Annotated in this window: 24 protein-coding genes; 8 read left to right on the top strand and 16 right to left on the bottom strand. The window is 74.8% G+C overall.

Annotated elements, in window-relative coordinates:
• Positions 1-13 precede the first annotated feature (13 nt).
• The gene (locus EAH89_RS25090; protein ID WP_140886445.1) at positions 14-829 is read right to left on the bottom strand and encodes an IclR family transcriptional regulator; all 816 of its coding nucleotides are present in this window, start codon (positions 827-829) and stop codon (positions 14-16) included.
• 183 nt (positions 830-1012) lie between these two features.
• Here EAH89_RS25090 and EAH89_RS25095 point away from each other — a divergent pair, with 183 nt between their 5' ends.
• Positions 1013-2383, top strand: coding sequence for an NAD(P)/FAD-dependent oxidoreductase (locus EAH89_RS25095; protein WP_241667202.1), 1371 nt, complete (start codon positions 1013-1015; stop codon positions 2381-2383).
• Between the two features lie 37 nt (positions 2384-2420).
• Positions 2421-3473 (top strand): amino acid ABC transporter substrate-binding protein, encoded by a 1053-nt coding sequence (locus EAH89_RS25100; protein ID WP_140886446.1) that lies wholly within the window; start codon positions 2421-2423, stop codon positions 3471-3473.
• A gap of 27 nt (positions 3474-3500) precedes the next feature.
• Here EAH89_RS25100 and EAH89_RS25105 read toward each other — a convergent pair whose 3' ends face one another.
• Both EAH89_RS25105 and mdoH read right to left on the bottom strand, forming a co-directional pair.
• Entirely contained in the window at positions 3501-4382 is an 882-nt protein-coding gene (locus EAH89_RS25105; protein ID WP_161993747.1) for a methyltransferase domain-containing protein, read from the bottom strand.
• An 83-nt stretch (positions 4383-4465) separates the two neighbouring features.
• Positions 4466-6181: a glucans biosynthesis glucosyltransferase MdoH gene (gene mdoH / locus EAH89_RS25110; protein ID WP_161993748.1), complete on the bottom strand. Its 1716-nt coding sequence runs from the start codon at positions 6179-6181 to the stop codon at positions 4466-4468.
• 167 nt (positions 6182-6348) lie between these two features.
• Between mdoH and EAH89_RS25115 the strand changes: the two genes are divergently transcribed.
• Positions 6349-6915 carry a cytochrome b gene (locus tag EAH89_RS25115; RefSeq protein WP_161993749.1) on the top strand — a complete coding sequence of 189 codons (567 nt, stop codon included), beginning with the start codon at positions 6349-6351 and terminating at the stop codon, positions 6913-6915.
• Positions 6916-6929: 14 nt separating this feature from the next.
• Here EAH89_RS25115 and EAH89_RS25120 read toward each other — a convergent pair whose 3' ends face one another.
• Together EAH89_RS25120 and rpsD are read right to left on the bottom strand one after the other, a co-directional pair.
• A complete protein-coding gene (locus EAH89_RS25120) occupies positions 6930-7712 on the bottom strand; it encodes a hypothetical protein (RefSeq protein ID WP_140886450.1) in 783 nt (260 codons plus the stop codon).
• 102 nt (positions 7713-7814) lie between these two features.
• A complete protein-coding gene (rpsD, locus tag EAH89_RS25125) occupies positions 7815-8432 on the bottom strand; it encodes a 30S ribosomal protein S4 (protein WP_140886451.1) in 618 nt (205 codons plus the stop codon).
• Positions 8433-8691: 259 nt separating this feature from the next.
• Between rpsD and EAH89_RS25130 the strand changes: the two genes are divergently transcribed.
• Positions 8692-8913 (top strand): hypothetical protein, encoded by a 222-nt coding sequence (locus tag EAH89_RS25130; RefSeq protein WP_241667203.1) that lies wholly within the window; start codon positions 8692-8694, stop codon positions 8911-8913.
• A gap of 22 nt (positions 8914-8935) precedes the next feature.
• Here the strand turns inward: EAH89_RS25130 and EAH89_RS25135 are convergent, their stop codons facing one another.
• Positions 8936-9811, bottom strand: coding sequence for a LysR substrate-binding domain-containing protein (locus tag EAH89_RS25135; RefSeq protein ID WP_140886453.1), 876 nt, complete (start codon positions 9809-9811; stop codon positions 8936-8938).
• A gap of 99 nt (positions 9812-9910) precedes the next feature.
• Here EAH89_RS25135 and EAH89_RS25140 point away from each other — a divergent pair, with 99 nt between their 5' ends.
• Positions 9911-10891 (top strand): sodium-dependent bicarbonate transport family permease, encoded by a 981-nt coding sequence (locus EAH89_RS25140; RefSeq protein ID WP_140886454.1) that lies wholly within the window; start codon positions 9911-9913, stop codon positions 10889-10891.
• Here the strand turns inward: EAH89_RS25140 and EAH89_RS25145 are convergent.
• From EAH89_RS25145 to EAH89_RS25160, 4 genes are read right to left on the bottom strand one after another with little or no spacing between them, the layout of a single operon-like run.
• Positions 10882-11619, bottom strand: coding sequence for a lysophospholipid acyltransferase family protein (locus EAH89_RS25145; RefSeq protein WP_140886455.1), 738 nt, complete (start codon positions 11617-11619; stop codon positions 10882-10884). The genes EAH89_RS25140 and EAH89_RS25145 overlap by 10 nt on opposite strands.
• A gap of 11 nt (positions 11620-11630) precedes the next feature.
• The gene (locus EAH89_RS25150) at positions 11631-12614 is read right to left on the bottom strand and encodes a phosphatidate cytidylyltransferase (protein WP_241667204.1); all 984 of its coding nucleotides are present in this window, start codon (positions 12612-12614) and stop codon (positions 11631-11633) included.
• Positions 12611-13306 carry a CDP-alcohol phosphatidyltransferase family protein gene (locus EAH89_RS25155; protein ID WP_140886456.1) on the bottom strand — a complete coding sequence of 232 codons (696 nt, stop codon included), beginning with the start codon at positions 13304-13306 and terminating at the stop codon, positions 12611-12613. The genes EAH89_RS25150 and EAH89_RS25155 overlap by 4 nt, the downstream gene beginning before the upstream one ends.
• Positions 13307-13339: 33 nt before the next feature.
• Entirely contained in the window at positions 13340-14188 is an 849-nt protein-coding gene (locus tag EAH89_RS25160) for an RNA methyltransferase (protein WP_140886457.1), read from the bottom strand.
• Between the two features lie 187 nt (positions 14189-14375).
• On the opposite strand from EAH89_RS25160, the gene EAH89_RS25165 reads away from it, so the two are divergent.
• Positions 14376-16151, top strand: coding sequence for a hypothetical protein (locus EAH89_RS25165; protein WP_140886458.1), 1776 nt, complete (start codon positions 14376-14378; stop codon positions 16149-16151).
• Between the two features lie 9 nt (positions 16152-16160).
• Here EAH89_RS25165 and EAH89_RS25170 read toward each other — a convergent pair whose 3' ends face one another.
• From EAH89_RS25170 to EAH89_RS25185, 4 genes are read right to left on the bottom strand one after another with little or no spacing between them, the layout of a single operon-like run.
• Complete coding sequence (locus tag EAH89_RS25170; RefSeq protein WP_140886459.1) at positions 16161-16652, bottom strand: GNAT family N-acetyltransferase; 492 nt, start codon at positions 16650-16652, stop codon at positions 16161-16163.
• Complete coding sequence (gene cysS, locus EAH89_RS25175; protein WP_140886460.1) at positions 16637-18070, bottom strand: cysteine--tRNA ligase; 1434 nt, start codon at positions 18068-18070, stop codon at positions 16637-16639. The genes EAH89_RS25170 and cysS overlap by 16 nt, the downstream gene beginning before the upstream one ends.
• 2 nt (positions 18071-18072) lie before the next feature.
• Positions 18073-19404, bottom strand: coding sequence for a glutamate--tRNA ligase (gltX, locus tag EAH89_RS25180; RefSeq protein ID WP_140886461.1), 1332 nt, complete (start codon positions 19402-19404; stop codon positions 18073-18075).
• Positions 19401-19808, bottom strand: coding sequence for a hypothetical protein (locus tag EAH89_RS25185; RefSeq protein WP_140886462.1), 408 nt, complete (start codon positions 19806-19808; stop codon positions 19401-19403). Before EAH89_RS25185 ends, gltX begins: the two co-directional genes overlap by 4 nt.
• A gap of 195 nt (positions 19809-20003) precedes the next feature.
• Here EAH89_RS25185 and EAH89_RS31525 point away from each other — a divergent pair, with 195 nt between their 5' ends.
• Together EAH89_RS31525 and EAH89_RS25195 are read left to right on the top strand one after the other, a co-directional pair.
• Complete coding sequence (locus EAH89_RS31525) at positions 20004-21038, top strand: 2OG-Fe(II) oxygenase family protein (RefSeq protein WP_161993750.1); 1035 nt, start codon at positions 20004-20006, stop codon at positions 21036-21038.
• Positions 21039-21118: 80 nt separating this feature from the next.
• Positions 21119-21634: a hypothetical protein gene (locus tag EAH89_RS25195; protein ID WP_140886463.1), complete on the top strand. Its 516-nt coding sequence runs from the start codon at positions 21119-21121 to the stop codon at positions 21632-21634.
• Between the two features lie 14 nt (positions 21635-21648).
• On the opposite strand, the gene EAH89_RS25200 is transcribed toward EAH89_RS25195, so the two are convergent.
• Both EAH89_RS25200 and EAH89_RS25205 read right to left on the bottom strand, forming a co-directional pair.
• Positions 21649-22788 carry a beta/alpha barrel domain-containing protein gene (locus tag EAH89_RS25200; protein ID WP_140886464.1) on the bottom strand — a complete coding sequence of 380 codons (1140 nt, stop codon included), beginning with the start codon at positions 22786-22788 and terminating at the stop codon, positions 21649-21651.
• A gap of 11 nt (positions 22789-22799) precedes the next feature.
• Positions 22800-24182 carry a class II 3-deoxy-7-phosphoheptulonate synthase gene (locus EAH89_RS25205; RefSeq protein WP_140886465.1) on the bottom strand — a complete coding sequence of 461 codons (1383 nt, stop codon included), beginning with the start codon at positions 24180-24182 and terminating at the stop codon, positions 22800-22802.
• Positions 24183-24386: the final 204 nt, after the last annotated feature.

A 24386-nucleotide genomic window follows, 5' to 3' on the forward strand; every position in this document is an offset into this window, starting at 1 on the left:
CGGCGGCCGCGCCTCAGTTCATCTCCATTGCCGCGCCGGCCCGCCGCAGGGCGGGGTCGAAGGGGTTGAGCCGGGCGGCGATGGCCAGGGCCTCCTTCTTGAGGAGGGCGGCGATGACCTGCCCGCGCTCGGGCGTCAGGTGCTCGGCCGTGCTGCCGACGCTGAGCGCCGCGACCGCCCGCCCCTCGCGGTCGAGGATGGGCACGCCGATGCCGGTCATGCCCGGCAGGACGCCGGAGCTGCGGTCGCAGTGGCCGTCGCGGCGCACGCGCGCGAGCTCGGCGCGGAGCGTCGCCTCGTCCAGGCCGCCGACGTCGCGCAGCCGGGCGGCGTTGTGGCGGATCACGTCGTCCTGCTCGGCCTCGGGCAGGAAGGCGAGGATGGCGAGCCCACCCTGGCCGACCCCGAGCGGCACCCGCCCGCCGATGTCGCCGGTGAGGGAGCGGATCACCAGGGGGCCCGTGCTGCGGTCGAGGCAGACCGCCTCGTAGCCGTCGCGGAGAAGGAGGAAGTGCGTCTCGCCCAGGGTCTCCGTCAGGCGCAGGAGGACGGGCCGGCAGATCTGGCGGAGGCCGAGACGGCCGCCGGCGCGCGCGCCCATCTCGAAGAGGCGGAGGCCAAGGGTGTAGCGCTTCGTGCGCGCGTCGACCTCGACGAGCCGCTCCTGCACGAGGCCGCGGAGGACGCGGTGCGCGCTCGGGCGCGGGAGGGCGGCGGCCTCGGCGAGGTCGGTGAGGCGGAGCCCCTCGGGGCCGCCCTCGGCCAGGGCATTCAGGAGGCGGGCGGCGCGGTGGAGCACGCCCGCGCTGCCGGCGTCGTCGGGGTCCATGGCTAAGGTTCCGGTAAAAGGGGATAGCGGGCGGCGATTGGGGTCATAACTTCCATTATGTGGAAGCTGTTCGGGAAAAAGTCCATCCGGCGAACTTTGCGATTGCCTCGGGGGGCCGGGGCCGCGAAGCATGGGCGCGATCCTGGCGTGGAGGCGTGCCTTGAGGCGTTCGCGGTACCGGGCATGACCGTCCCGGCGGGAGGATTCGCCAGCCCCGGGGAGGGCATCCCCTTTCCCCTGCTGCGGGTGGAGAGCGACGCGGCGCTCCCGGCGGAGGCGGACGTGGTGGTGGTGGGCGGCGGCATCGTCGGCGTCGCGGCCGCCTACTACCTCGCCCGCGAGGGGCAGCGCGTGGCCCTCGTGGAGAAGGGCTGGGTCGGCGCCGAGCAGTCCGGGCGGAACTGGGGCTGGGTGCGCCAGCAGAACCGGGACGAGCGCGAGCTTCCGCTGGCGCGCCACAGCCTCGGCCTCTGGGGCGGGCTGGACCGGGAGATCGGCGCGGATCTCGGCTTCCGCCGCGACGGGCTCCTCTACGTCACCGACGACGCGGCGGAGCTGGCGGGCTGGGAGCGCTGGGTCGGCATGGCCCGCGGGTACCAGGTCCACAGCCGGATGCTGGGCGCCGCCGAGGCCGCGGCCCGGGTTCCGGGCGGCGCGCGGCGTTGGCTCGGCGGCGTGGAATCGCCGAGCGACGGGCGGGCGGAGCCGACGCTCGCGGCGCCGGCGCTGGCCAGGGCGGCGCGGCGGGAGGGCGCCACGCTGCACCAGTCCTGCGCGGTGCGCGGGCTGGAGACGACGGGGGGCGCCGTCTCGGCCGTCGTGACCGAGCGGGGCACCATCCGCGCGGCGCGGGTGCTCGTCGCGGCCGGGGCCTGGTCGTCGCTCTTCCTCCGCTGGCACGGCATCCCCTTCCCGCAGACGGGCGTGCGCGCGACGGCCTTCTGCACGGAGCCGGCGCCCGGGCTGTTCCGGGGCGGGCTGTCCACACCGGGCTTCACGGTCGGGCGGCGGATCGACGGGCGCTACACCGTCTCGATCCGCGGCCGCGGGCGGATCGAGCTGACGCCGCAGGGGCTGCGCTACGCCCGCCAGTTCCTGCCGATGTTCCGGGCGCGCTGGTCGAGCGCGCTCTCCTTCGGGATCGGCCGGTCCTTCTTCGCGGGGCCCGAGGCGCTGGCGCGCTGGACGCTGGACGGCGTCTCGCCCTTCGAGCGGACCCGCGTGCTCGACCCCGCGGCGGACGAGGCGCTGGTCCGCGCGGCCCTGACGGCCATGGCGGCGGAGATGCCGGCGCTCCGCGGCCTGCGGGTCGCGCACCAATGGGGCGGCTGGATCGATTCCACCCCGGACGCCATTCCCGTCATCTCCGCCATCCCCGCCCGGCCGGGCCTGTTCCTTGCCTCGGGCTTCAGCGGGCACGGCTTCGGCATCGGCCCCGGGGCGGGGCGGCTGGCGGCGGACCTGATCACCGGGCGGGCGCCCTCCGTCGACCCGCGCCCCTTCCGGCACGCGCGCTTCGCCGAGGCGGATCTCGGCGCGCCGGCGGCGATGTGACGGCCGGTCCGGTTCACGCAACGAGAGAGGAGTTCTGATGAAGAAGCATGTTCTGGGGTTCGCCGCGGCGCTCGGCCTCGCGGTCACGGCGTTCTGCCCGCCCGCGCTGGCGCAGACCGCGCCGGCGCGGGGCGGGGCGAGCGGGTCGGCGACGCTGGACGCGGTGCGGGCGCGCGGGAGCCTGCGCTGCGGCGTGTCCGGCGAGATCGCGGGCTTCTCGCTCTCGGACAGCCGGGGGGAGATGCAGGGGATGGACGTGGCCTATTGCCGCGCGATCGCGGCCGCCGTCCTCGGCCAGGCGACGAAGGTGGAGCTGATCGCGCTCTCCGCCCAGAACCGCTTCACCGCGCTGCAGTCCGGCGAGGTGGACGTGCTGATCCGCAACACCGGCTGGTCGCTCTCGCGCGAGGCCAATCTCGGGCTTCTCTTCGCGGCCACGAACTTCTGGGACGGGCAGGGCCTCGTGGTCCACACGAGCTCGGGCGTGACCTCCGCGAAGGACCTCGGGGGGGCCGCGGTCTGCATGCGGCCGGGGACGAGCACGGAGCTCGACGTCAGCGACTGGTTCCGCACGAACCGGATCGCCTTCACGCCGGTCATGATCAACGGCGTCTCGGAGATCCAGGAGGCCTTCCTGTCGGGGCGCTGCGACGCCTTCGCGACCGACGCCTCGCAGCTCGCGGGCTTCCGCGCGCGCCAGGGGGCCCGGGCGGCGGAGCTGACGATCCTGCCGGAGCGCATGACGCTCGGCCAGGCGGGCTCGATGGTGCGCAAGGGCGACGACAAGTGGTTCGACATCGTGCGCTGGACGCATTTCGCGATGATCACCGCGGAGAAGCTCGGCGTGACCTCGGCCAACATCGACGGCTTCGCGAGCACCGACAACCCCGACATCCGGCGCCTGATCGGCCTCGACCGCGGGACGGGCGAGGGGCTGGGGCTGGACGACCTGTGGGCGGCGCGGATTGTCCGACAGGTCGGGAACTACGGCGAGAACTACGAGCGCTTCATCATCCCGATCGGGCTCGAGCGCGGGCACAACCGCCTCTGGACCGAGGGCGGGCTGCAGTTCTCGCCCTCGTTCCGGTGACCTCCGTCGGGTGAGGGAGGCGCGCGGCTAGGGCGCCTTGCGCAGGACGAAGGCCTGGCCGTCCCACTGGCGGAAGGGGCGCTCGCCGCAGGAGGTGGCGGCGAGGCCGTGCGCGGCCGCCCAGCGCCGGAGGTCGGCCCGGTCGGCCGCGGGGTCGCCGCGGTAGGAGAGGTTGAGCACGGCGATGGCGCCCGTGGGCGTGAGCATCGCCGCGGCCTTGGCGATCACCCCGTCCGCGACCCCCGCCTGCACCATGTAGGGCATGCTGTCGACCGCGAGGACGAGGTCGACGCTCCCGGGCGCGAGGGAGGGCAGGCCGTCGCCCTCGGTCCTCTCGAGGCGGACGTTCTCCAGCCCGGCGCAGCGGCGCCGCGCCTCGGCGACCATGCCGGCGGAGATGTCGACGCCGAGCACCGAGCGGCAGCGCGGCGCCAGGGCGGTGGCCAGGCGGCCGATGCCGCAGCCGAGGTCCAGCACGTCGCGGCCGGGGCCGATCAGGCCCTCGGCGGCGAGCCAGTCGACGATCTCCGCGGTGGTGACGGCGAGCGTGCGCGCGTCGCCGAGCGAGTGGAGCGCGACGGCGGCCTCGGGGGAGTGCTCCACCGCGCGGTCGAAGAAGGCGGCGATGCCGGCCAGGCCCTCCATCCGCCCGGCCTGGGGGTCGCCCCCGGTGTTCGCGATCTCAGCGGACAGGGTGAGGAGCGCGTCGCGCCGCTCGGCGACGAGGCGCGACAAGGCCTCCCATTCGGGGGTGACCGGCGCGGGGCGGCGCGCCCGGACCTCGGCCTCGATGCGCTCGACCTCCCAGCGCCACAGCAGGAGCCGCGCCGCGGCCACCTCCGCCGAGATCGCGCCCGCGAGGCAGTCGTCGATGGGATCCTTCCCGGCAACCCGGTCCGGTCCGGCCAAGGCGGCATCCTCCATGATCTCTCCCAGCGTCCTGTCTCGATGGTTTCGGGTCAACACGGCCTCCGGGAGGCCGGAGGGTCCGGTCAGGGCGCCGGGGCGCGCGCCCCTCGGCGGGGCCGCGCGGTGAGCACGGCGAGCGGGATGGCGAAGACGAGGCCGGCGAGCGCGGGCAGGGCCGCGAGGGCCGCGAAGCCGCTGGCGAGGCCGAAGCCGGCGAGCAGCGCGAGGCCGGCGGCGGTGTGCCCGCCGAAGCGCCGGGCGGCCGCGGCCCAGGTGACCTCCCGCGCGTTGCGGCGCTGGGCCGTCCAGCCGCCGAAGCGGCCGCGGGCGAGCTGCAGGAGGGTGAGCGACCGCTCCAGCGCCTCCAGCGTGTCGAGCATGAGGCCGAGGGCGAGCTCCTGCGCCATGCCGCGCAGGAGGGCGGCGCGCCGGAAGCGGCCGGGCCGCAGCAGCGCCTCCGCGTAGCCGGCGAGCTTGGGCATGTTGGAGACGGCGAAGGCGAGGAGGAGCAGGAGGAGGAGCGCGCCGCGGGGCGTTCCCTCCCCGCCCCCGCTCGCGGCGTTGAGGGCGGCCAGCGGCAGGAAGGCGAAGCGGAAGGGCGCCAGGGCGTAGTGGAGGATGGCCTCTAGCATCTGGAAGCGGCCGAGCCGCCCGAAGTCGGGGCGGAGCAGCAGGTGACGGTACTGGAGGTTGCCGGCGGCCCAGCGCAGGTCGCGGACGAAGAGCGCGGGCAGGTCGGGGGGGTGGCGCTCCCAGGAGCCGGCGCTGTCGGGCAGCACGCGCACGGCCCATCCGCCCGCGTGCAGGCGCGCGGCCTCGGCGTAGTCGTGGCTGAGGATGCGGACGCCGCCCGGCAGGGTCGGCAGGCGCGCGTCGCGTCGGAAGGCGGCGATGCGGATGAGGGCGTTGTGCCCCCAGTAGAGCTGCGAGGGGCCCTGCCACCAGCCCTGGCCGGTGACCCAGCTGCGCGTGCCGTAGCGGAGGCCGAAGCCGAAGAGCCGCGCGAAGCGCGTGCCCACGCCGCGCCCGTCGATGGAGGCCTGCAGGATGGCGAGGCCCGGGTCGGCCTGCATGGTGCGGACGAGCCGCCCGACGGTCTTGGCCGACATGGCGGAATCCGCGTCCAGCACGAGCGCGTGGTCGAAGCCCGCCGCGTGGTGGTCGAGGAAGTCCATGAGGTTGCCGGCCTTGAAGCCGGTGTTCTCCGCGCGGCGGCGGTAGCGCACCGCGCCGGGCGGGAAGCGGGCGGCGAGGGCCGCGATCGCCTCGGCCTCCGCCTCGGCCGCGGCGCCCGGGGGCGTGTCGGAGAGGACGCCCAGGACGAAGCGGTCGCCGTGGCGCGCCCGGAGCTCGCCCAGCAGGCGGCCCATGGGAGGCAGGACGGTCTCCATGTCCTCCAGACGGACGCAGAGGGCGAGCAGCGTGCGGTCGTGCACCACCGGGTCGGCGCGGCCGAGAGCGGGGACGACGAAGGCGGAGGGGTCGCGGACGAGGAGACGGATGGCGAGGCCGGCGAGGGCCGTGGCGGCGGTGAGGCCGAGCCAGGGGGCGTTCACGGCGAGGCTGCCCATCATCAGGGCCTCCCACAGCGTCCATCCCCCGCCGGCCATCACGTGGCCGCCGAGGGCGACGAGCGCGAGGGCGATGGCGCCGGCCAGGGCGGCGATGGCGGCGCGGCGGCCGCCCAGCCGCTCGGCGGCGCGCGGGGCCGCGACGGTGCGACGCTCGAACCGACTGCTCCCCGCGGCCTGGGCGTCCTTCGCCGTGGTGGCGCCGATGCGTGCGTCCTGGTCTATCAAAACCCCGTCCTGCCACACCCCGCGGTGGCTGCAAGCTTAGGGGCAAGCGCCGGGCCGCAAGTCACGGTTACGTCACGAATGTGTTTGCGGGCCTGAAAGGGAGGACGCCATGGAACCTCCGGCCGCCGGGGCCTTATTGTACCGGGTGAGGCAAGGGAGCAATGGGCATGTCGGCAGAGGCGCACGGGGCGGGCGGGGCGGCGGCGCTCGACCAACCCTATGACGGGGTGAGCCGCACCTTCCACTGGCTGGTCGTCGCGCTGGTGCTGATGCAGATCACGCTGGCCCTCGTGTTGCCCTCCCTCCTGCCGAAGTCGGCGGAGGACAGCATCACCGCCTGGCACCTCGGCACGGGGTCGACCATCCTCCTCGTGATGCTGCTGCGGCTGGGCTGGCGGTTGGCGCACCCGATGCCGCCGGCGCCGTCGGACCTCTCGGCGGGGCTGCGCATCCTCGCGCGGACGACGCACTGGGCCTTCTACCTCGTGCTGATCGTGCTGCCGCTCCTCGGCTGGATGGCGGCGAACGCCTACGGGGCGACGCCCCGGCTGCTCGGGCTGATCCCGCTGCCGCGGCTGGTCGCGCCCGACCAGGCGTTCGGCGAGGCGATCGGCGTCGTGCACAAGACCTTCGCGACGGTGCTGCTGGGTCTGATCGTGATGCACGTCTCGGGCGCGCTCTACCACGCCTTCGTGAAGCGGGACGGCGTGATCCGGCGGATGATCCCGGGTTAGGCCGGGCCCGAGGACTAGCGGGCGGTCCCGAGCGTCGTCGCGCGGCGGCGCTGCCAGGTGACCGCGGCGACCAGGGCCAGCATCGCCGCGGCCGCGAGGGCGGCGGGGATGTTCACCTGGTTCACGCCGAGGTTGGCCACGACGACCGCGACGAAGGCCCAGGCGATGGCGACGGCGAACCAGGTGGCGTCGCGCCGCAGCAGCCAGGACAGGGCGGCGGCGGCGCCCCCGGCGGCTAGGAGGATGACCACGGCGAAGACGGTGGCGCCGATGCCGTGCTCGGGCATCATGCCGGCGGCGCGGGCGGCGCTGGAGAGGTTCACGAAGCTGGCCGCCGTCAGCCAGCCCGCGAGCAGGCCGGTGAGCGGGGTGACGATCCAGCGCTTGCCAATCCCCTCCTCCGGCGTGTTGCGGGCGATGAAGAGGGCGGCGAGGGCGCAGGCGAGGCCGGCCAGGATGATGAGGAAGAGCCCGAAGCCGACGCTCGAGAGAAGCTGGGAGACGACCTGCCACAGCGTGTTCGCGGCGAAGGCGCCGGCGAGCGGCCATCCCGTGCGCTGGGCGAGGAGGCTCGCGCGGTTGGCGGGCAGGAACTGCCAGATGCCGTAGGCGACGGCGAGGATGAAGATCGGCGTCCAGATCGAGAAGGCGTAGCCGGCGGGCACCACCGGGGTGCGGGTGGCCGCCGAGATGGCGGCGATGGAGGTGCCCAGCCCGAGGAAGGGCATGAAGCCCGCGAGGATCTGCGCCCAGGGCAGGAGCAGGCAGAGGAGGCGGCGGAGGTGGTCCTGCTGCACGCGGGCGATTCCCTAAAAACGAGGAGGGCCGGAGGGTATCCCCTCCGGCCCTCCGGGCAACGCGGCGATCCTCGCCGGGTTCAGCGTGACTAGGACGCGGTCTTAGCGCGAGTAGAACTCGACGACGAGGTTCGGTTCCATCTGCACGGGGTAGGGCACGTCCGACAGCTTGGGGGCGCGCACGAAGCTGCCCTTCATCTGGCGGTGGTCCACCTGGATGTACTCGGGCACGTCGCGCTCGCCGGACTGGGCGGCGTCGAGCACGGCGGTGAGGCCCTTGGACTTCTCCTTCACCTCGATCAGGTCGCCGTCCTTGACGAGGTAGGAGGGGATGTTCACGCGCTTGCCGTTCACGGTGATATGGCCGTGGTTGACGAACTGGCGCGAGGCGAAGGGGGTCACCGCGAACTTCATGCGGTAGATGACGCAGTCGAGGCGGCGCTCGAGCAGCTCGATCAGGTTCTCGGAGGTGTCACCCTTACGGCGCACGGCCTCGTCGTAGTACTTGCGGAACTGCTTCTCGCCGATGTTGCCGTAGTAGCCCTTGAGCTTCTGCTTGGCCATCAGCTGGATGCCGAAGTCGGTCGGCTTGTTCTTGCGGCGCTGGCCGTGCTGGCCGGGGCCGTACTCGCGCTTGGCGATCGGGGACTTGGCGCGGCCCCAGAGGTTCACGCCGAGGCGGCGGTTGATCTTGTACTTGCTTTCCGCGCGCTTGGTCATGCGACGGGTCCTTCATCGTCGGTCCGGGCTGCGCCCCCGCGTTCGCGGTGTGGCGGGTGCCCGTGGTGTTGTCCCGGTAGTCCTCCGGCGGAACTGCCGGCGGCGGGCGCGCGCCGACCTCGGGCAAAAGGCCCACTGGGTGCGTCCACGTTCCCGGGAAGAGGGGGGCGCATAGGGCATGGGGGGGCGCTTGTCAAACCCGGACCGCCCGGGCCGCCTTGCCAAAGCGGGCGGCGGTGCCATACCGGGCGGCATGGGAATGCGCGAAGAAATCCTTCTCCTCGGGCTCTCGGCGGGGGTCCTCGGGGCGCTCGTCGGCGGGCTGATGCTGGCGGTGGGGCTGGGGATGGTGACCCAGAACGCCCATGCGGGCTGGGTGCTGGTGCTGCCGGCGGGGCCGATCGCGGGGGCCGTCGGCTACGCGCTGGCGAAGCGGACGGCGAAGCGGCTGGCGGCGGGCGAGTCCCCCCGGGGCCGATAACAGGAGGCGATAGCCGCGGGCGCTAGGCCGCGCGCTCCAGCGCCTGGACGATGTGGTCGCCCAGGCGCCGCGCGGGCGGCGAGACGACGGCGGCGCGCAGCAGCGCCACCTCGGTGTCCGGCAGGGCGGGCGCGCCGTGGGAGGCGTCGAGGGTCGCGAGGCCCGGGGGCACCATGCCGCGCGGCAGCACCGTGACGCCGAGCCCCGCGCGCACCGCCGCCTGGGCGCCCGCGAGCGAGGTCGAGGTGTAGGCGACGCGCCAGGGGCGGCCGGCGGCGTCGAGGGCCGCCATGGCGCGCTTGCGGTAGACGCAGGGATGCGGCGAGACGACGAGCGGCAGCGTCGCGCCCCCCTCGAAGGGCGTGGGGTCGCGCGCGGCCCAGACGAGGGGTTCCCGCCACACGCGCACGCCGCCGCCCGGCCCCTGGGGCTCGCGCTTGACGAGGACGAGGTCGAACTCGCCGCGGCCGAAGCGGTCCAGCAGGTTCAGCGTGAGGTCGGTCGTGACCTCCAGCGCGATGGCGGGGTGGGAGGCGGCGAAGCGGGCGAGGACGCCGGCGAGGTTGGCCGTCGCGAAGTCCTCGGGCGTGCCGAGGCGGACGACGCCGCGGAGCGCGTCCGGCGAGAGGCGCGCCACGGCCTCGTCGGCGAGCGCCAGGATGCGGCGGGCGTAGGAGAGGAGGTCCTCCCCCTCCGCGGTGAGGCGGAGGCTGCGGGGGGTGCGGGCGAGGAGGCGGTGGCCGAGCCCATCCTCCAGCCGGCGGAGCTGCAGGCTGACGGTGGGCTGGGCGAGGCGGAGGCGCTCGGCCGCGCGGCTGATGCCGCCGGCGTCGGCGACGGCGGCGAAGGTGCGGAGGAGGTCGAGGTCCAGCCGGGGGAGCGCGGGGCGGGAGGGCATGGCGGCACCATTGCGTTCGGCAATGATTGCTAGTGCTCATTCGGCGTTTCCGCAATGCTGCGATGCCGCAACAAGGGGACGAAACCCGGAATCGCCGCGATGATCGACCTTGGCGCCAGCCTCCTCTCCCCTGCCGTCCTCTGCTTCGTCCTCGGGGCGGCGGCCCACGGGCTGCGATCGGACCTGCGCCTGCCGGACGCGATGTTCTCGGTGCTGTCGGCCTACCTCATGCTCGCGATCGGGCTGAAGGGGGGCGCGGCGCTGGCGGCGACCCCCTTCGCGGCCTTCGTCGGGCCAGCGGCGGGCGCGCTGGCGCTGGGCTGCGCCATCCCGGTCTGGACCTACGCGCTGCTGCGGCGGCTGGGCGGCTTCTCGGCCGCGGACGCGGCGGCGGTGGCGGCGCATTACGGGTCGGTCTCCGCGGTGACCTTCGCGGCGGTGATCGACGGGCTGGGGCGGGCGGGGGTGGGTTTCGAGGGCTACGCGGCGGCGCTGCTCGCGCTGCTCGAGGCGCCGGCGATCCTGATCGCGCTGGCGCTGGGCGGGCTGGGCGGGGCGCGCGGGGGCGCGGGGCATGGCGGGACGGAGGGGGCGCTCGGGCGCGTGCTGGCGGAGGTCGCGACGGGGAAGAGCGTGGTGCTGCTCGTGGGCGGGCTCGCGATCGGGGCGCTGGTGGGGCCGTCCGGGCTCGGGCCGGTGAAGCCCTTCTTCGTGGACCTCTTCCCCGGCGTGCTCTGCCTCTTCCTGCTCGACCTCGGGCGGGTGGCGGCGGAACGGGCGCGGGACTTCCGGGCGGCGGGGCCTTGGCTCGCCCTCTTCGCGGTGCTGGCGCCGGTGGTGCACGGGGCGCTCGGCGTGCTGGTGGCCTATGGCACGGGCATGTCGCAGGGGGGTGCGGTGGTGCTCGGCACGCTCGCGGCCAGCGCCTCCTACATCGCGGCGCCGGCGGCGGTGCGGCTGGCGCTGCCGGAGGCGAACCCGGGGCTCTACCTGACGGCGTCGCTGGCGATCACCTTTCCCTTCAACATCGTCTTCGGCATCGCCCTCTACGCGGCGATGGCGCGGCTGGTCTACGGCTGATCCGGGGGGGCGGGCTGAGGCGCGAGGCCGCGGACGGCGGCCTCGGCCGCGGCGGAGACGGACTGCCAGCCCGCGCGGTCGTTCCGGGCCTCGGGGAAGCGGAGGGGCGGGCCGATCGAGAGGGCGAGCGGCCGGCCGGGGCGCGGCAGGCGGGCCTCGGCCGGCCAGGCGTCGCGGGCGCCCTCCAGCCAGCAGGGGACGACCGGGATGCCCGTGCCGGCGACGAGCATGCCGAGGCCGGGCTGGAAGGGGGCCATGGCGCCGCTGCGGCTGCGCGTGCCCTCGGGGAAGAGGATGTAGGCCAGCGCGTCCTCGGCGAGGCGGGCGCGCATGGTGTCGAGCTCCCCCCGCCGGCTGCGGCCGCGCCAGACGGGGAGCGCGTTGATGGCGTAGGCTGAGAGGGCCGCGCGCGCGGTGTTGCCGAAGAAGAGCTCGCCCGCGGCCAGCGCGTGGGCGCGGCGGGCGGCAGGGCCGCGCAGCGCCGCGAGAAGCGCGAGGGCGTCGAGGTGGCTCGCGTGGTTCGCGACCATGACGAAGGGGCCCTCGCGAGGGAGGTTCTCCGCGCCCTCGACCCGGAAGCCGTGGGCGGCGCGGAGGTAGCCGCGGACGGCGCGGCGCCAGGCGGCGTTGACGGCAAGGCCCACGAGGCCCGGCTCCCGCCCGAGGCTGCGCAGGCGCTCGGCCGGGGGAAGGCCGAGGTCGCGGGCGGGGCGGAGGTTCCAGTCCATCGGCCGCCTCCTCAGCCGGTGATCGTGCGGATCGGGGCCGTGGTGCCGAAGCCGACGAAGTACTGCACGAGGTGGAAGACCGCGGGGGCGACGAGGAGGAGGGAGTTGAAGCGGTCCAGCACGCCGCCATGGCCGGGGAGGACGGTGCCCATGTCCTTGATGCCGAGGTCGCGCTTGATGGAGGAGAGCAGCAGGTCCCCCGCCTGGCCCGCGACGCTGACCAGCGCGCCCATCGCGACCAGCCACACGGGGTTGGCGAGCGGCGTGCCGCGGAAGATGGCGGCGCCGACAAGGGCGACGAGGGTGGTGGTGACGAGGACCGCGCCGAGGGAGCCCGAGATCGTCTTGTTCGGGCTCGTGGCCGGCAGCAGCTTCGGCCCGCCGATGAGCTTGCCGCAGGTGAAGGCCGCGACGTCGTTCAGCGCGACGGCGGTGAGCAGCAGGAGGACGAGCGGGCGGTAGCCGGGGTCGTTCGCCATGTAGCCGAGATGGGCGAGCCCCGCGCCGAAGAGCATGAAGGCGAGGATGGCGAGGGCCGTGCGCTGGATGTAGCCCGCGGGCCGGTCGAGCGGGATGGTGCAGACGCCGAGCAGGCAGGCGGTGAGCGGCCAGAGGGCGACAAAGAAGCCGTACCAGTGGTCGAGCGCCGCGAAGTTCACCGCGAGGATGCCGAGCACGACGACGGCGCTGAGCAGGCGTTCCCGGAAGAGGCCCGTGGCGCGGGCGTATTCGCGGTAGCAGGCGAGCGAGAGGATCGTGACGGCGGCGATGGTCGCGGCGCGGCCGATCAGCACGGGGCCGAGCATCAGCGGCAGCAGCACGCACCAGGAGGCCCAGCGGAGCCAGAGCTCGCGCCGGAACTCGGGCTTGGCGCGGCCCGAGCGGGACAGCCAGAGGATGGCGAGGCCGGAGACCGCGAGCACCGCGAGGGTGGCGAGGATGATGCCGGTGGTCACGGGATGGGCGAAGGCGCCGCCCTCGGGATGGGGGATCACGCGCGGTCCCCCGCGGCGGAGGCGGAGCGGAGGGCCTGGGCGGTGCCGAGGAGGCGGCGGAGCGCGGTGAGGGTGGCGAGCGCGGTGATGAGGACGAGCGCCCAGGCCGGCAGCGACCAGACGGGCGTGGCGGCCTGCCAGTAGAGGGGCGCGAGGGCGCAAAAGAGGGCGAGGGCGGTGACGAGGGCCATGCGCTGCTGCTTGGCCATGGGGCCGCGAAAGTCGCTCGGCGCGCCGGCCGCGCGGCCGGTGGTGCGGACATAGGCGGTGGCCATGGCGGCGAGCGAGGCCGCGAGGCCCAGTGCCGGGCTGCCGGCGGCGACGCCGAGGCCCAGCAGGACCGCGGTGTCGGAGACGCGGTCCGGCACCTCGTTCCAGAGCTCGCCCACCGGGGAGGCGACGCCGCGGCCGATGGCGACCATGCCGTCCATGAGGTTGGCCAGCAGGCGGAGCTGGATGAGGAGGGCGGCGAGCACCCAGAGCGGGCGGGCGGCGCCGGGCCACCAGGCTGTGCCGGCGAGCGCCAAGCCCGCGAGGAGGCCGGCGGCCATGCCGGCCGCGGAGATGCCGTTGGGCGAGGCCTGGCGGGCGATCAGCCAGGCCGCGAGGGCGTTGGCGGGGCCGGTGTTGCGGGCGGCGATGGGGCGGCGGTCGCCCCCCTCGCCGGCCGCGGGGCGATGGGTCGTTTCCATACCCGCAGCTTGGCACGCGGGCGCGGCGGAAGGCTAACCGTCGATGTTGGGATCGACGGTCCCAGGGTCGGAGACTAGCGGGGCGGCGGGGTCGGGCGCCGCGGGGCCGCCGCGGGCGACGCGGCCGCGGGAGAGCTCGGTGACGACGCCGTGGAGGGTGCGGAGCTCCTGCTCCGTCACCTCGCCGCGCTCGAAGAGGTGGCGGAGGTTGCGGACCATGCCCGGGCGCTTGGGGAGGTTGTCGAGGAAGCCGCAGGCGTCGAGCTCGCGGACGAGGCGGCCGAGGAAGCCCTCCAGCTCGCCCTTGGTGGCGACGCGGGTCTCGTTGGTCATGAAGGCGCGTGGGGGCGTGGGCTCCTCGGCGGTCCACCACTCGTAGGCGAGGATCATCACGGCCTGGGCGAGGTTCAGGCTCATGTGCAGGGGGTTGAGGGGGTAGCGGACGAGGGTGTCGGCGCGGGCGAGGTCCTCGGCGTCGAGGCCGGCGCGCTCGGGGCCGAAGAGGATGGCGGCGCGGAGGTTCCCTCCGTTCACCGCGCGCAGCTCCCCGGCGGCGGCGCGGGCCGTGAGGACGGGGATGATGACGTGGCGCGGGCGCGGGCAGGTGGCGAGCACCCGGTGGCAGTCGGCGACGGCGCTCTCGACCGTGTCGTGGACGGTCGCGGCGTCCAGGATGCGGTCGGCGCCCGAGGAGGCGCGCCAGGCGCTGGTCTGCGGCCAGCCGTCGCGCGGGGCGACGAGGCGGAGGTGGAACAGCCCGCCATTGGCCATGGCGCGGGCGACCGTGCCGATGTTCTGGGCGAGCTGCGGGCGGACGAGGACCACGATGGGGCTCTCGCCCGGCGGGGGTTCCAGGGCGGCGCCGCCCTCTCTGCCGGTCATGCGCTGCGCCATGCCCGGTTGCCGGGGGGCGGGCAAGGGGCGGGTGGCGGGGGCGCGCGAATCCTGTTGCCGCGGCCGGCGCGCGGCAACCATTCTGGGGGCGTGCCGTCCGCGCGCCGAGGGGCCGGCGGCGGCGCTTTCCGGGGCGCCGGATGGCGCGGCGGCCGCGCAGGAAGGGGGGAGTGCCATGCCCGACGCGGAGAGCATCCGCTGGTTCAAGGAGGCCTTCCACGAGGAGGTGGCGGCGGCGGTGGCCGGCACGCCCTTCGACCTCGACATGGTCGCGGCGATCGCCTGCCAGGAGACGGGGCCGGTCTGGTCGGCCCTGCGGCGCAAGGGGATGGGGCGGGCGGAGATCCTCGCGCTCTGCGTCGGCGACACGCTCGACGCGGATCGCGGGCGGCGCGCCTTCCCGCGGACGAAGGCGGAGCTGCTGGCGGCGCCGCGCGGGGCGGAGATGTTCGCGCTCGCGCGGGAGGCGCTGGTGCGGATGGCGGCGCACGTGCCCTCCTACGCGGCAGCGGCGAAGCGGCCCGACAAGTTCTGCCACGGCTTCGGCCTGTTCCAGTGCGACCTGCAGCTCTTCCAGAAGGATCCCGACCACTTCCTCGGGCGCCGCTACGAGGATTTCGGGCACTGCCTCGCGCATTGCGTGGGGGAGCTCCGGCGCGGGCTGGTCAAGGCGGGGCTGGAGGGGCGGGCGCGGATCTCGGACGAGGAGTTCGCCTGCGTCGCGATCGCCTACAACACGGGCGGCTTCCGGCCGGCGAAGGGGCTGAAGCAGGGCTTCTTCAACGGGCAGCGCTTCTACGGCGAGGAGGTCTTCGGCTTCGTCCGGCTGAGCCGGACGGTTGCGCTGCCGGGCGCCCTTCCCGCGATCGCGCCGCCCGCGCCGAACGAGGCGATCCTGCCGCCCCCGACCGCGCCCGCGGGGGAGACGGCGGACTTCGTCGTGCGCACGCTGGAGGCGCCGCTGCGGGTGCGGAGCGAGCCGCGGGTGAGCGACCCGCCCGGGCGGAACGTGGTGGCGCACCTGCCCGACGGGCACCCGGTGCGGCGCACGGGCGGGCGGAAGGCGGACCGGTTCTGGGCGATCGAGACGAGCCTCTTCGGCGCGCATGTGGCGGGCTTCGCCTCGTCCCGCTTCCTCGAGCCCGCGGCGGCGCCGGTGCCGATCCCGGTGCTCGCGCCCGCCGCGGCGCCGGCGCCCGCCGCTCCCGCCGTGGTCGCCCCGGCGGCGGCCGATCCGCCGGCAGCCCCGGTGCCCGCGCGCTCCGTGGCGGGGATCCCCGCGGTGCTCATGCCGCGGCGGGCGGGGATGGTGACGACGCGGCGGGCGCCGGCCGGGGCGCACTCGCTGAACGAGCCGGGGCAGCCCGCGCGGGAGGGGGCCACACCGGCGGAGCTGGTGCGCTCGATGGGCGCGGTGGTGGACTGGCTGGCGGTGGAGAAGGAGGCGCATCTCCGCTACCGGCCGCGCGACGGGCTGACCTTCTGCAACATCTACGCGCACGACGCCTGCCACTTGGCCGGCGCCTACCTGCCGCGGGTGTGGTGGACGCCGCGCGCGCTGCTCGACCTCGCGGCGGGGCGGGCGGTGGAGCCGCGGATCGGGGACACGATCGGCGAGGTGCGGGCGAACAGCCTCTTCCTCTGGCTGCGCGACTTCGGGCTCGACTTCGGCTGGCGGCAGACGGGCACGCTCGACAAGCTGCAGCTCGCGGCGAACGAGGGGGCGCTCGGCGTCATCGTCGCGCGGCGGAAGGAGGACGGGCGGTCCGGGCACATCGCGCTGGTGGTGGCGGAGACGGAGGCGGAGCGGGCGCGGCGGAACGCGGCCGGCGCGGTCGTCGCGCCGCTGCAGAGCCAGGCGGGGGCGACGAACTTCCGGCGCGGCACGGGGCGGGTGGACTGGTGGCGCGGCGAGGAGTTCGCCGAGAGCGCCTTCTGGATCCACGCGTGACGGGGGTCTTCAGGACGGCGCCTGGGCGTCCCACTCGGCGCGCAGGAGGGACATCAGCACCAGCGCGGTGCGCGTGCCGTCCGCGTTGAGCCGCGCCTCGCGCAGCGTGCCCTCCTCGGCGAAGCCCTGCGCGCGGTAGACGTGGCGCGCGCGCTCGTTGGTGGCGACGACGTAGAGCCAGAGGCGGTGGGCCGGGCTGTGGCGGAAGGCCCAGGCGGTGACCGCGCGCAGGAAGGGCGCGCCGAGGCCGCGGCCGGGCGCGGCCATGGCGATGCGCTTGAGGCAGAGGTTGCCGTGGGGGTCGCGGCGGTCGGAGAGGATGGCGAAGCCGGCGGGCTCGCCGCCCGCGTCCTCCGCGATCAGGTAGGCGTGGTCCGGGCCGGCAAGGGCGGCGGCGTGCTGCTCCGCCGTCCAGAGGTTGATGTAGGCGTCGTGGCCGGGGACGCGCTCCACGGCCATGATCGAGGGGATGTCGGCGGGATTCGCTAGGCGCGGCGCCACGTCGTCGTGCCCTTGCCGTCCTCCAGCACGATGCCGCGGGCCGCGAGGTCGGCGCGGATGCGGTCGGCCTCGGCCCAGTCGCGGTTGGCGCGGGCGGCGAGGCGGGCGTTGATGGCGGCCTCGATCCCGGCGTCGTTCCCCTCCCCGGCCCCGCCTTTCCGCCAGGCCTGGGGGTCGGAGGGGAGGAGGCCGAGGGCGGCGGCAGCCTCGCGGAGCGCGGCGCCGGCCTGGCCGGGGCGGGGCTTCCAGTCGCGGCCGGCGCGGGAGAGGACGGCGGTCATGGAGCCGCCGACCTGCATGACGTTCTCCAGCGCGCGGAGGTCGCGGAGGCGGGCGACGGCGAGGGGCGTGTTGAGGTCGTCGGCGAGCGGCTCCAGCGCCCAGGCGACCATGTCGGCGACGGTCGCGTCGTCCGGCTCCGGCGCCGGGAGCTTGCGGACGAGAAGGGCGTAGTGGTCGTCGAGCTCGGCGCGGGCCTCGTCGAGGCGCTCGGCGGTGTAGTCCAGCGCGGCGCGGTAGTGGGTCTTCATGAGAAGGAGGCGGAAGGCCTCGCCGGCCCAGGCCCCGCGCGCGAGGATGTCGCGCACGGTGAGGAAGTTGCCGAGCGACTTCGACATCTTCTCGCCGTCCACCAGCAGCATGCCGTTGTGCATCCACAGATGCGCGAAGCGGGTGCCGGGGAAGGCGCAGCAGGATTGCGCGACCTCGTTCTCGTGGTGCGGGAAGAGGAGGTCGGCGCCGCCGCCGTGGATGTCGAACTCCTCGCCGAGGTTCTTCCAGGCCATGGCGGAGCACTCGATGTGCCAGCCGGGGCGGCCGCGGCCCCAGGGGCTGTCCCAGCCGGGCGTGTCGGCGTCGCTCGGCTTCCAAAGCACGAAGTCGCCGGGGTCGCGCTTGTAGGGGGCGACCTCGACGCGGGCGCCGGCGAGCATCTCGTCGGTGGAGCGGCCGGAGAGGCGGCCGTAGTCGGGGTAGGAGGCGACGGCGAAGAGGACGTGACCCTCGGCGGCGTAGGCGTGGCCGTTCGCGATGAGGCGCTCGATGAGGGCAACCATCTCGGGGATGCTGCCGGTCGCGCGCGGCTCGATGTCGGGGGGCGCGCAGGCCAGCGCGTCCATGTCGGCGTGGAAGTCGGCGGCGGTGCGGGCGGTGATCTCCGCGATGGGCACGCCGCTCTCGCGGGCGCGCGCGTTGATCTTGTCGTCCACGTCCGTGATGTTGCGGACGTAGGTCACGCGCGGAAACTGGCGCCGCAGCAGGCGGGCGAGGACGTCGAAGACGACGACGGGGCGCGCGTTGCCGAGATGGGCGAGGTCGTAGACCGTGGGACCGCAGACGTAGAGGCGGACGTGGTCCGGGTCGATCGGGCGGAACTCGACCTTCTCGCGCCGGGCGCTGTCGTGAAACTGGAGCATCATGGTCAGCCGATCGCGCGTTGCAGCCGGGACGCGGCGCGGGCGCGGCCGATCAGCGGCAGGAAGGTCTTGAGGTCGGGGCCGTGGTCCTCGCCGGTGAGCGCCCGGCGGAGGGGGAGGAAGAGCGCCTTGCCCTTGCGCTGCGCGGCCTGGCCGACCGCCGCAGTCCAGGTGGGCCAGCTCGTCTCGTCCCAGGGCTCGGGGGGCAGCGACTGGAGGGCGGCCTGGAGCAGCGCGGCCTCCTCGGGCTGGGGGGCCACGGTGATCTCGCCGCGGGCGATCTCGTGCCAGTCGCGGACCTCAGCCAGCAGGTCGAGGTTGCCGCGGACGGCGAGCCAGAAGGGCTCGTCGGCGCCGTCGGGCAGGCGCTCGCGCACGGCCTCGAAGGGCAGCGCGTGCAGGTGGCGGCGGTTCAGCGCCAGGAGCTGCTTCGTGTCGAAGCGGGCGGGCGAGTGCGAGACGCGGGTGATGTCCCAGCCCTGCGCGAGGTCGCGCGGGCTGGCGGCCACGGGGTCGTTGGAGGTGCCGAGCGCGGCGAGGTAGCCGGTGAGGGCCGCGGGCTCGATGCCGTCGCGCCGGAACTGGCGGAGCGAGACGCTGCCGAGGCGCTTGGAGAGCGCGCCGCCCTCGCTGTCGGTCAGCAACGGCATGTGGGCGAAGTGGATGCGGTTGGGGCGGCCGGAGAGGCCTTCCAGGATGTCGATCTGGATGCCCGTGTTGGTGACGTGGTCCTCGCCGCGGATGACGTGGGTGATGCCCGTTTCCAGGTCATCGACGACGGAGGTGAAGGTGTAGAGGAAGCTGCCGTCGGCGCGGATCAGCACGGGGTCCGACAGGCTGGGCAGCTTCACGTTGCGCGCGCCGAGCACGCCGTCCTGCCAGGTGACGGTGCGGGTGTTGAGCTTGAAGCGCCAGTGCGGGGACTTACCGTTCTCGATGGCGCGCGCGAGCTGCTCCGCGGTCATCTTGAGGGCGCCGCGGTCGTAGATGGGGGCGCGGCCCTGCTTGCGGCGCATCTCGCGCTTGTAGTTCAGCTCCTCCTCGGTCTCGAGGCAGGGGTAGAGGAGGCCCTTCTTCTTGAGGACCTCGGCGGCGGCGACGTAGCGCTCGATCCGGTCGGACTGGCGGAAGCTCTCGTCCCAGTCGAGGCCGAGCCAGCGCAGGTCCTCCTCGATGCCCTGGGCGAACTCGGGCTTGGAGCGCTCGGTGTCGGTGTCGTCGAGGCGGAGGATGAAGGTGCCGCCGCGCTTCCGCGCCTCCAGCCAGTTGGCGAGCGCGATGCGGGCGTTGCCGACGTGGAGCCAGCCGGTGGGGGATGGGGCGAAGCGGACCTTCACGCGTCGTCCCCCTCGGCGTCGTCGGCCGCTTCGTCGCTCTCCTCGTCCTCCGCCATGCTGCGGCGGGGATCGAGGGCGCGCCAGTCGCGCTCGGACTTCTTGCGGGAGGGCTTCTCGGCGAAGGCGCGGATGTCGGCGGCCGAGGTCCAGTGGTCGCCGCTGGGGTCGAGCGCCTCGGCGTCCTCCCCGAAGGCGAACCAGGCGGCGAGCACGGCGTCGGCGTCCATGCCGGGGGCGCGGCAGCGCTCGATGCTGTCGCGGACGTAGCGGCGGGCGAAGGTGGCGGCGTCGGCGACCGTCGAGAAGCCGCGGATCTCCTCCACGGGGTCGTCGCCGTTGGCGCCGGAGAGGTCCTTGATGCGGACGAAGGGGCCGAGGGCGGCCGGCTGGGGGGACGTGTTCATGGCGCCTCGGCTCCCTGGGGGTTTGGGCGTGGGGGGATCTGGGCGGGGCGGGGCCCGGCGGCGCTTGTAGTCCCCGCGGGTGCGGCTTTGCCAGAGGCGCCGGGGCGGCCCTCCCCGCCGGCGGGCGCGGGGCCGGTGCCGAGCCGTGGCGGAAAGGCGCTGGCGGCCGGGCGCGGGCGGCGGCAGAAAGCGGGGATGAGCGACCGTTCCGTCTTCCTCGCCGGCGACCACCTGCCGCCGATCGTGCTCCCCGACGCGAGGGGGGAGCCCTTCGACCTGATGGGGCAGGCCATCGCGGGCCGGCCCCGGGTGCTGGTGCTGGGGGCGCCGGCGGAGGGGCTGGGCGGGGCGGAGGCGGCCGCGCAGGGGGCCGGGGCGCTGCTGTTCGTCGTGGAGCGGCGGGCGCCCGGCGGCGCGGCGGCGGAGGGACCGGCCCGGCTGTTCGATCCGGCGGGCGGCGTGTTCCGGGCGCTGGGCCTTGCGGAGGGCGGGGTGGCGGTGGTCTCGCCGCGCGGGCGCCTGGCCTTCGCCGGGCGGGGCGAGAGCGCGGAGGCGGGGGTGCGGGCGGCGCTGGCCTCCCTCCCCTTCCCCGCGCCCGCGCCGCCGGTGCGGCGGACAGGGGCGCCGGTGCTGCTCGTGCCGGAGGTGCTGGAGCCGGCGATGGTGGCCGCGCTGCTGGCGCACTGGGAGCGGGGCGAGAAGCAGCGGGACCGGGTGGCGGGCGGCGCCGAGGCGGCCGGCGCGCACCGGATCAAGCGGCGGGCGGACGTGTTCCTCGACGACCGCGGCCTCTACGAGACCTTCCAGCGGCGGCTGGCCCGGCGGGTTCTGCCGGAGATGGCGCGCGCCTTCCGCTTCGTGCCCGTCTCCTACGAGGTGCCGCGGATCGGCTGCTACGACGCGGCGGACGCGGGGGCCTTCGAGGCGCACCGGGACAACCGGACGCCCTTCACCGCGCACCGGCGCTTCGCAATGAGCCTCAACCTGAACACCGGCGACTACGAGGGCGGCGCGCTGCGCTTCCCGGAGTTTGGGCCGGACCTGCACGAGCCGCCGGCGGGGGGCGCCGCGATCTTCGGCTGCGACATGCTGCACGAGGCGCTGCCGGTGACGCGCGGGCGGCGCTTCGCGATCTTCACCTTCTTCACGGACGCGGAGGGGGCGAAGCAGGAGGCGGCGATGATCCGGCAGCGGCAGGCGGCGGGGCAGCAGGGTCTCGCGATGCGCTAGGCGCGCGGGGCTTGCCGCCCCGGGCAGGGTTCGGGAGTTGCTCCCCCGTGACGACCGACGATCGGGGAGGAGCCGGGGCCATGGCGAAGGGAATGCGGCGGCGCGGGCTGCTCGGCGCGGCGGGGGCGCTGGCCGCGGGGCCGGCCGGGGCGCAGGCGCCGGCCGCGGTGCTCGAGGAGCTGCAGGGGGCGCTGTCGTCGGGCAACGCCGGGGATTTCGGTCGCTTCGTGGCGCAGCGCGCGGGGCGCGTGATGTCGCTTCGCCTGACGGCGTTGGCGGTAGAGGAGCGGGAGTTCGGGGTGGGCGCGCGGCGGGGGATGCTGATGGTGCGGCTCGCGCGGCCCGAGGCGATGGAGATCGTGCTGCACGGCGGCTTCCGGGTGGGGGAGGCCGGCGGCCCGCCGGGCGAGGGCAACGCCCCGCCGGGCGAGGGCAGTGCCCCGCTGGAGGGGTCGGGGTTCGTGCTCGACGGGGTCTTCGGCGTGCGGGCGGAGGGGATGCAGGGGGGCATCCTCGTCTTCGGGCTGGAGCCCTTGGCGGAGGCGCCGGCGGGGGAGCTGCGCGCGGGGCCGGTGCGGCGGATCGCCCTCAGCTAGGCGGCCGCGCCGGGTCAGCCCCGGCCGCGGAGGAGGAACTCGCGGCCGACCTTCACGCGGGGCACGCCGTCATAGGCGACGATGTCGGCGGTGGCGTAGGTCTCGCTCCAGGAGTTGGGGATGAAGCTGCCGGTGCCGATGACGTCCAGCGGCGCGCGGGCCTCGGCCATGACGCGGCACTTGGAGACGCCGAAGCCGGAGGAGGCGACGATGCGGACCTTCGGGAAGCCGCCCTCGTCGAGGGCGTCGCGCATGCGCCAGATGGCGGCCGCCGAGACGCCGGTGCCGACGAGGTCGCGCAGCTCGCTCTCGCTGCGGTAGCGGCGGATGGCGCCGGGCGTGTGGCGCTCGATCACGGCGTAGGAGGAGGCGGGGTCGAGGCCTTCGAGGAAGCGGCCGCCATGGGTGTCGAGGCGGACGGCCAGGCGTCCGGCCGCGGCGAGCTCGGGGAAGCGGCGGCAGACGGCGAGGCCGTCCGTCACCTCCTGGCCGAAGTAGTCGGTGAGGACGGTGAGGTTCTCGTCCGGGAAGGTCTCGTGGAACATCTCGGCGGCGCGGAGCGTGCTGCCGGCGTAGCCGATGAGGGCATGGGGCATGGTGCCGCCGCCCTTGTTGGCGCCGTAGTAGTGGGAGGTGGCGTCGTTGGCGTTGCCGGTGAAGCCGCGCGCGCCCTCGCGCTTGGCGGCCTCGCTGCCGACGCTGGCGGCGTAGGCCATCAGCTCCTGCATCTCGGCGCCGGCGCAGTGGCGGGCCTCCATCGCGAGGAAGGTGACCGCGGGGAGCTCGAGGCACATCTGGTAGGCGTTGTGCGCGGCCACGCAGGCGGCGCCGAGCTTCTGCAGGAGCAGGGTCTCGAGGTCGGCGAGGTGCGCGAAGGAGCCGGTGACGTAGAGGATGGGATCGCCCGCGCCGACCCAGGTGCCCTCCTTGTGCATCAGCTCCACGTCGATCGCCGTGCCGCGCTCCGCGGCAACGGTGTTCAGCCAGTCGAGCATGAGGCGCGGCGCCGAGACGACGGGGCGGCGGAGGAAGATGGCGTAGGTGACGCGGGCGTCGCCGAAGCGCTGCACGATGGCCTTGGTGCGCTTGAAGTAGACGTCCGTGCGGGCGGCGATGTCGGCCTCGAGCGGGGCGGCGGGGGGAAGGTTGTCCATCGTGCCGGCCCCTATTGCGCGGCCTGGAGGCGGAGGTCGGTGGCGCGGCGGGACTTCAGCTCCTCGGCGACGAGGAAGGCGAGCTCGAGGGACTGCTCGGCGTTCAGGCGGGGGTCGCAGAAGGTGGCGTAGTTGGCGGAGAGGTCGGCCTCCGTCAGCCGGTGCGCGCCGCCGAGGCATTCGGTGACGTCGCGGCCGGTCATCTCGACGTGCACGCCGCCGGGGTTGGTGCGCTCGGCGTGGTGGATGTCGAAGAAGGCGCGGACCTCCTGCAGGATCGCGTCGAAGGAGCGGGTCTTGTAGGCGCCGGCCGCGTGGGTGTTGCCGTGCATGGGGTCGGTCAGCCAGGTGACCTTGGCGCCCTCCTTCTGCACGGCGCGGATGAGGGCGGGGAGCTTCGCCTCGATCTTGGCCGCGCCCATGCGGGCGATGAGGGTGAGGCGGCCGGGCGCGTTGTCCGGGTTCAGGCGTGCGCAGAGGCGCAGCAGGTCGTCCACCTCGGTCGTGGGGCCGACCTTCAGGCCGATGGGGTTCGCGACGCCGGAAAGGAACTCGACATGCGCGCCGTCGGGCTGGCGGGTGCGGTCGCCGATCCAGAGGAAGTGGGCGGAGCAGGCGTAGTGGCGGCCGGCATGGGTGGAGGGCTCGCGCGTCATCGCCTCCTCGAAGGGAAGCAGCAGCGCCTCGTGCGAGGTGTAGAACTCGGTCTCGCGGATCTGGGGCGCGGTGATGCTGTTCATGCCGCAGGCGGCCATGAAGCGGAGCGTCTCGTCGATGCGCTGGGCGATGTCGGCGTAGCGGTCCGCGAGCGGGGAGCGGGCGACGAAGCCGAGGTTCCAGCGGTGGACCTCGTGCAGGTCCGCGAAGCCGCCCGTCGCGAAGGCGCGCAGCAGGTTCAGGGTGGCGGCGGACTGGAGGTAGGCGAACTCCATCCGGGTGGGGTCGGGCGTGCGGGCGTCGGCGGTGAACTCGGGGCCGTTGATGATGTCGCCGCGGTAGGAGGGCAGCGTCGCCTCCCCCTGGGTCTCGGTGTCGCTCGAGCGGGGCTTGGCGAACTGGCCGGCCATGCGGCCGAGCTTCACCACGGGCAGGCCCCCGCCGAAGGTGAGGACGACGGCCATCTGCAGCAGCACGCGGAAGGTGTCGCGGATGATGTTCGCGTGGAAGTCGCCGAAGGATTCCGCGCAATCGCCGCCCTGGAGGACGAAGGCGCGGCCCTCCCCGGCCTCGGCGAGGAGCTTCGTCAGCCGGTCGGCCTCGCCGGCGAAGACGAGAGGGGGAAATCGGGCGAGCTTCTCCTCCATGGCGCGCAGGCGCGCGGCGTCCGGGTAGTCCGGGACCTGGCGGATCGGCATGTCGCGCCAGGAGGCAGGGTGCCAGGAGGAGGTGGGCATGGTGGTTGCGTCCGGTGTGTTGGCCGCGTCCGGAGTGGTGGGGCGGGCCGGGCAGCATAGTGGGGGAGGACCGGGGGGCAAGTGTTAGCGCGCCCCGGGCCCCGCGCGGCGCGGGTTCCAGGGGCGCGGGGGCCGGGGCACAGGGGCTGGGGCACCGGGGCTGGGGCACCGGGGCTGGGGCACCGGGGCTGGGGCACCGGGGCT

This window comes from Muricoccus nepalensis (assembly GCF_006438825.1).
Taxonomy (GTDB): Bacteria; Pseudomonadota; Alphaproteobacteria; order Acetobacterales; family Acetobacteraceae; genus Roseomonas; species Roseomonas nepalensis.